At 46.5% G+C, this 6,561-nt stretch carries 8 protein-coding genes; all 8 read right to left on the minus strand.

Translation table 11 applies throughout. The annotated features are described in order from the left end of the window. Positions 1 to 15: 15 nt before the first annotated feature. Entirely contained in the window at positions 16 to 573 is a 558-nt protein-coding gene (locus QM657_RS07055) for a DUF2318 domain-containing protein (protein WP_415065892.1), read from the minus strand. 140 nt (positions 574 to 713) lie between these two features. Next, positions 714 to 2,576, minus strand: a complete 1,863-nt coding sequence (locus QM657_RS07060; RefSeq protein ID WP_415065893.1) for a sulfite exporter TauE/SafE family protein — start codon at positions 2,574 to 2,576, stop codon at positions 714 to 716. 155 nt (positions 2,577 to 2,731) lie between these two features. Next, positions 2,732 to 3,178 carry a chemotaxis protein CheX gene (locus QM657_RS07065; protein WP_415065894.1) on the minus strand — a complete coding sequence of 149 codons (447 nt, stop codon included), beginning with the start codon at positions 3,176 to 3,178 and terminating at the stop codon, positions 2,732 to 2,734. Continuing rightward, positions 3,171 to 3,596, minus strand: a complete 426-nt coding sequence (locus QM657_RS07070; RefSeq protein WP_415065895.1) for a bacteriohemerythrin — start codon at positions 3,594 to 3,596, stop codon at positions 3,171 to 3,173. The genes QM657_RS07065 and QM657_RS07070 overlap by 8 nt, the downstream gene beginning before the upstream one ends. Before the next feature lie 5 nt (positions 3,597 to 3,601). Beyond that, positions 3,602 to 4,408, minus strand: a complete 807-nt coding sequence (locus QM657_RS07075; protein WP_415065896.1) for a shikimate kinase — start codon at positions 4,406 to 4,408, stop codon at positions 3,602 to 3,604. A gap of 121 nt (positions 4,409 to 4,529) precedes the next feature. Further along, the gene (locus tag QM657_RS07080; RefSeq protein WP_415065898.1) at positions 4,530 to 5,042 is read right to left on the minus strand and encodes a dihydrofolate reductase family protein; all 513 of its coding nucleotides are present in this window, start codon (positions 5,040 to 5,042) and stop codon (positions 4,530 to 4,532) included. Between the two features lie 171 nt (positions 5,043 to 5,213). Beyond that, positions 5,214 to 5,402 carry a ferredoxin gene (locus QM657_RS07085; RefSeq protein ID WP_415065899.1) on the minus strand — a complete coding sequence of 63 codons (189 nt, stop codon included), beginning with the start codon at positions 5,400 to 5,402 and terminating at the stop codon, positions 5,214 to 5,216. A 228-nt stretch (positions 5,403 to 5,630) separates the two neighbouring features. Continuing rightward, a partial coding sequence (gene hcp / locus QM657_RS07090) for a hydroxylamine reductase (RefSeq protein WP_415065900.1) occupies positions 5,631 to 6,561 on the minus strand: 931 nt, incomplete at its 5' end.

Consider the following 6,561-nt stretch of genomic DNA (forward strand, 5'->3'; position numbering starts at 1 on the left):
TACAGACAGCCTCAGTTATGATATTTTCCAGTTCTCAAATATTTTATAAGATTCTTTCAGAAAATCATAGGAGATCGTGATGGATTCGTCTGTCACGGTCTTATCTTCATCAAAAATAGGCCATGGGTTACAGCCCCCTGCTTCCACCTCTACCCGGCTCATGGGGAAACGGTTTCCGCAGTTCTGGCATACCAGAACATTTCCATCCTGCACATAATACCCTCTTCCCGAACCGTAGCAGATCTGGCAGGTGTTAAAGGCCGTGCGCAGGCTTCCGTCAGGAGCCTGAACCGCTACCACTTCCATAAGAGTTCCGTCCACCTCTACCGGATAGAAGCTGGCTGTCTCTGAAATGCCGCTTACAGGAATCACGAGATTCTCTCCCTCTGCAATGACCTGGGCCTTGTCTGAGGAAGCTCCTGCTCCTTCAGACTTACCCTTGGAGCCGCAGGCCGTCAAAGCAAATGCCGCCATCATGGCCGCTGCAAAAAGTCCTGCATAAGCCATATGGTTTTTCTTTTTCAGGCCCGTTTTCCCGCCTTTTTCCGTCTTATTTAAAAACTTCTGAATCATCTTAATATACCTCCTGCGCATCAATGCTATTCATCCTTATCTGATTTCTTTCCCATAAAAAACATGGCTGCTATCATGGCAAATGCCGGCAGAATACAGTGCCAATGGCTCAATAATAATTCCATAAATGTCTCCTCCTCTTACTGGCAGCAAGAACCGCCGCCTGATCCCTGAAAGGTCTCTTCAGGCCAGATCATGGTCTGGAAACTGCCGACTTCTTTTTTAATGGCATCCAAATCCATTGTTTCAATATCATCCACAACCTTGATGTATCCGTAGAACTTGTTATCCCCTGTGGAGAAATCAAAGCTGTCCGTAGGAGTGAGGTAAAGGAGGTTTTCCCCCTTTTCCAGGAAAAGCTGAGTGCTGAAGGCAGGAACAAGAAGATCCAGGCCGTAATCGGATTCTGTGGTGTTGTCCACAATGGCCCACTCTACATCCATGCCGGTTTCCACCACTGCAACGGCAGGCTTAAAGCCTTCATCTGTATATTCCAGGGTGATTTTCTGGACTTCGTTTCCGTATCCATCCTCGCCCTTTTCTGCAATAACCACGTCTTCCACCGGAATCTGATATCCTGCGGGGGTTGGTGTCTGCGGGTCGTATTCCTTTAACGGGTTTTCTTCCGTTGCGCCTGCTTCCCCTTCTTCCGTCACGTAGATGCTGGCGCGGATCATTCCCATCCAGCAGCTATAGCGGACCTTTCCCGGTTTATCAGGCGTAAATTCAATGACATTTTCCCCAGTCTTAAAGGTGTATTCAATTCCATAGTCCCGGATGAACATCCGGTTGTTGCAGCCGTTGATGCTTCCCTGGGGCGCATCGATGATCCATTTCACCGGAATGCCTGCCTGAACCGTAATATTGGGGTATTTTCCAGGAGAAAGTGTGCTGTTGACCACCTGAACTCCGTCTTCTATTTTAACATTTTCTCCGCTTTCCTGCTGGTCACCGCCGGTTCCGCTTTCTCCGGCTAAAAATGCAGGACCTTCAAACCCGGCCAAACTGACGCCCTGGGAAAACATGGACATTCCAAGGACCACCACCAAAACCGCGCCTGCTGTCATAATCCGTCCTGCAAACTTCTTTCCAAGAACTGTGGAAAGGGCTCCCAAACCGAACATCAGAGGAACTGTTCCTAAACTGAATAAAAACATGGACAGTGCGCCTGAAAAGGGGTTTCCCGTAGACAGGGCATAAATCTGCATGGCCTGCAAAGGTCCGCAGGGCATGAATCCGTTTAACAGGCCCACGATCAGAGGGCTGTTGCTTTTGGATTTCTCCCTGTTGATCTTTCCGGCAAAGACTCTGGGCATTCTGGGATTGAACTTCCGAAGCCAGGGGAAAATCCCCAGCATGTTGATTCCCATAATCACCATAAAGATTCCGGCAACCAGCTTCAACACGCCCTGTAGGGTGTTGGAAAAGGTGACGACTGAGCCGAGCATTCCCACTAAAAAACCAACTGCCGTATAAGAGATCACACGTCCCAGATTATAGAGAAAGGTTGGGCGAAGGGCGGAAAAACGTCCCTGCTCCCCATTTCCTTCCTCCACCTTTGGCATACACTGGGAAAGGTTGATTCCTCCGCACATTGCCACGCAATGAACCGAGGTGACCAGACCGATGACAAACAGCATTCCATAGCCCATGTTTGCCTCAGCAAGCTGGCTTGGAGCCAGGAGATTTAAAAATCCGAACTGTTCCAGTATCATGTACAGGGAAATGATAATCAAAACCAGCCCAATGGCCCGGCTGGAACCGGATTCCTGCTTTTCTTTTCCCTCCAGCACCGTGTAATCCAGCTTTTCAATCAGCTCCACAATGCTTTTATAGGAAATAATATCTGTGTCATAAGTGATGGTAGCTGTTCCTGCGTTATAACTCACTTCCGCATGTTCGATTCCCGCAGTATTTTTCAATTTTTTTTCGATCTTATTTTGACAGCTGACACAGGTCATACCGCCGATACGCAATTTTTTGGTTTTCAGACCAGAGCCCATGACCTATCCTCCTTTTCGTTTCTGAACCCAAGAATAACAGGAGAATTTGTAAAAGTTGTGGAGATGAATGTTTTTTTCAATTATTTCCATAAATAAAAACACGTCCCATCCCCTTTTTATTTCGGATGCAGACGTGCTTCATTGATTTTACGCTATTATTCTCCGGGATTAAACCGGATATCCAGATAAACCTCACCTATGGATGTAACCACGCAACAGGCTGTGCGGATCGCATACTCTTCCCCTTCATCAGGAGTTTTCATCACCGGAGGAAGGATGTCACATGTCAAATCTTCTCCCGCCAGAAGTGTGACCACATTTCCGCTGATGATGTTGGCAATCTCTGATACTGCGGAGGTGACAAATTCATCCACTTCGTCAAATTCCATTCCGCTCATGGAATTGACAAGGCCAAAAGCCGTCTCATGAGGAAGGCGGTAAATCACCTCTCCCTTCAAATCTCCGGTAAAGCCTATGGAAACATCCAGTTCTCTTTCGCAGTCAAAGCACTCTGCCGGCTGGCTGGAAACATCTGTAAGGTCCAGCATCAACTGGAATACATTGCGGGTAGCCTCTAAAAATGGGTTGTATAGATCAGTCATGATCAGCCACCCCCTTTTCAATGGCATAAGTGGCGATGCGCTGGTCCTCTGCCGCAACGTGGTTGATGAGCCAGGCCATCAGCTTACCTGCAAACCGCTGCATGAGCTGCTCCTCATAACCGCTGCTTTCATATTCACGGGTAACCGTAAGGACGAAACTCACCATATCATTATGTATTCTTCTGTGTTCCTCGCTGCCCGGATAACCGATTTTCTCCTGATACTCCTCTTCGTCCCTGAAATGCTCCACCACATAAGAATTCATAAATGCCAGAGTTTCATTGACCTGTTCTACCTTCTCCTCCCAGGAGGAAGAAGAACGAAGCACCTGCATAAATGCTTCCACACGCTGAAACAGTTCCTTGTGCTGCTCATCAATCAGCGGAACGCCTAACTCATATTTTTCTTTCCAAAGCATAATCGTTATTTCCTTTCTCTTTCGTTTTCTGCTTCCGCTTCAAGCCGGACCAGGGATGCAGCCACTTCTATACAGATCTGCTGCACGCTTTTACGGTCTGTTTCAACGGTAATATCGGCCGCCCTTTCATAATAGGAGGCACGTTTATCTATGAGCCCTTTTATGAATTCCACATTCATATTTCCATTTAAAATGGGCCGCTCATCACTGTACTTCACCCGCTCTAAAACTGTCTCAGGGCTGGCTGTCAGCAGCACAATACGGCTGCTCTTTTTTAAGTTCTTCACATTTTCATCCCGGATCACCGCACCGCCTCCGCAGGTAATAATGGTCCGGCGGCAGTTTTGCAGGCTGATAATGGCATTGCTTTCACAATCGCGGAAATACGCCTCCCCATGCTGCGCAAATATATCCTTAATGGCCATCTTCTGTTCCTGCACGATCATGGCGTCCACATCGGCTTCCTTCATGGAGAGCATGTCCTTCAAATACTTGGAGACTGTGCTTTTGCCTGTACCCATAAATCCGATCAGGGCAATATTGCAGTCAAGCAGGCTCTTTCCCTGGACGGACTTTTCCGCTTTTCTCACCTGTTTAAAAATCTTTCTCAATTCCTCTTCATAGACGTGGCCTTTTATATCATCGGGCAGGAAGTCATGGAAAGGGTCCTCTTCCTGGGAAAAGACAGGAAGCCCGTGTGCCTTTTTATATTCCACAAGCTCTGCTGTGCAGTCCAGCTTTTTTTCCAAAAGCTTAAGCAATTCCCTGCTGATGCAGTCCAGATCATCCTTGATCTCACTCAGTTCTCTCATCTCTTGTCTCCGTTTTTTGTTTTATACACTCAATTCCATTTGTTCTTTCCATTATACCTACATGAGAGACGGATTGTAAAGCAATACTTTCCTATCCTGTCTTAAAAGCTGTGTTTTATTCTCAACGCCTGCAGTAAACCAGTTCTGCAAACGGCCCATACTTTTTCACTTCCTTTAAGGAAAACCTCTTTAACGCTTCCTTCTGTGAAAACAGGGGAATTCCATCCCCCAGCAATACAGGGGCAATCTGTATGATCATGTGATCCACCATATCCCGGTCCAGCAAAGGAGCCAGGATTGTGTTTCCTCCCACAATCCAGACATTTTTATCTCTTTCAATGACTTTGACAAACTCGGCCACATCCGCGCTTACAGGAATAAATTCTTTCAAAGATAAGCTTTTATCGTGTGTAAACACATAGTTTTCAGTGGTCGGATAAAAGCTGCCGGCATTCTCCATACGTTCAATCTCATGAAATGTCCGTTTCCCCATAATGGTGACATCCATGCTTTTATAGAAGCTTTCATAATCCGTTTCCTCCACCCCGCCGGTCTGATGAAGCCAGTCCAGACCATGGTTTTTATCCGCAAGATAACCGTCCATTGTTATGCATCCGTAAAAAAATACACTCATTCTCTGACCCCCATTCCTCTTCCTGTATAAAACAGCATTCTATCCTGTTATTTTACCATTAATCCCCGCACTTTTCCAGATATTCTTTTACAGGATATCCCTGCCGGTCAAATGTAAAAACGCCTCCGTCCAGGCCGATATTCCGCTCAGACGAAGGCGCCGCCTTCTCAATTATTCTACTGTGATTACGGAAACAGGACATCCATCCTGCGCTTCCACTGCTGAATCTTCTGCCTCTGCAGGAACTTCATCAACGTAAACCTCTGCCGGACCGTCATCTGCCATGCGGAATACTTCCGGACATACAGATGCGCATAAACCGCATTCAATACAGCCATCTCTGTCAACTACTGCTTTCATACTGATATCTCCTTTCACCTTGTTTGCCCATGTTTCCTGGGCATAATGGTACACCAAGGGTGCTTTTTACCATATCTTCCGGGCCATCGTTTTTACAGCCTGAAATTCATTTTTATTATGATCTGGTTTTTTGTAAATTATTCCAAAACATCTCATCTTATGTTTTTATCACAAAGGCCCGCCCAGGCATAAAGCACTGAACGGACCTTTGACAGATGATTTAATTAATTATGCAGTGAATAATGCAATGTCATCCTCAACGGTTCCAATGCCTGCGATGCCGAAGGTTTCCACAAGAACATTAGCAACATTTGGAGATAAGAATCCCGGTAATGTCGGTCCTAAGTGGATGTTCTTCACGCCTAAGGAAAGCAGTGCTAAAAGCACGATAACTGCCTTCTGCTCATACCATGCGATGTTGTAAACGATAGGAAGATCGTTAACGCTTTCAACACCGAATACTTCTTTCAGCTTCAGCGCGATAACTGCTAAGGAGTAGGAGTCATTACACTGTCCTGCGTCGAGAACTCTTGGAATGCCGCCGATATCGCCAAGACCGAGCTTGTTGTATCTGTACTTTGCACAGCCTGCTGTTAAGATAACAGTATCATCTGGAAGCTGTTTTGCAAACTCTGTATAGTAATCTCTGGATTTCATTCTTCCGTCGCAGCCTGCCATAACGAAGAATTTCTTGATAGCGCCGGATTTTACTGCGTCAACTACCTTATCAGCCAGTGCAAGTACCTGATTGTGTGCGAAACCGCCTACGATGCTGCCTGTTTCGATCTCATCAGGAGACTGAAGTGTCTTTGCCATTTCAATGATAGCGGAGAAATCCTTCTTGCCGTTCTCATCAGCAACGATGTGCGGACATCCTGGGAAGCCTGATGCACCTGTTGTGAAGATTCTGGTTCCAACCTCAGGAGTCTTTGGAGGAACGATACAGTTGGTTGTGAAAAGGATTGGGCCGTGGAAGGACTCAAACTCGCCAACCTGCATCCACCAGGAGTTGCCGTAGTTTCCTACGAAGTTGTCGTATTTCTTAAATGCCGGATAGTAGTGAGCCGGAAGCATCTCGCCGTGAGTATAAACATCAACTCCGGTTCCCTGTGTCTGCTCTAAAAGCTGTTCCATATCAGTTAAATCATGACCGGAAATC

Source organism: Lacrimispora sp., assembly GCF_047605665.1.
Taxonomy (GTDB): Bacteria; Bacillota; Clostridia; order Lachnospirales; family Lachnospiraceae; genus Lacrimispora.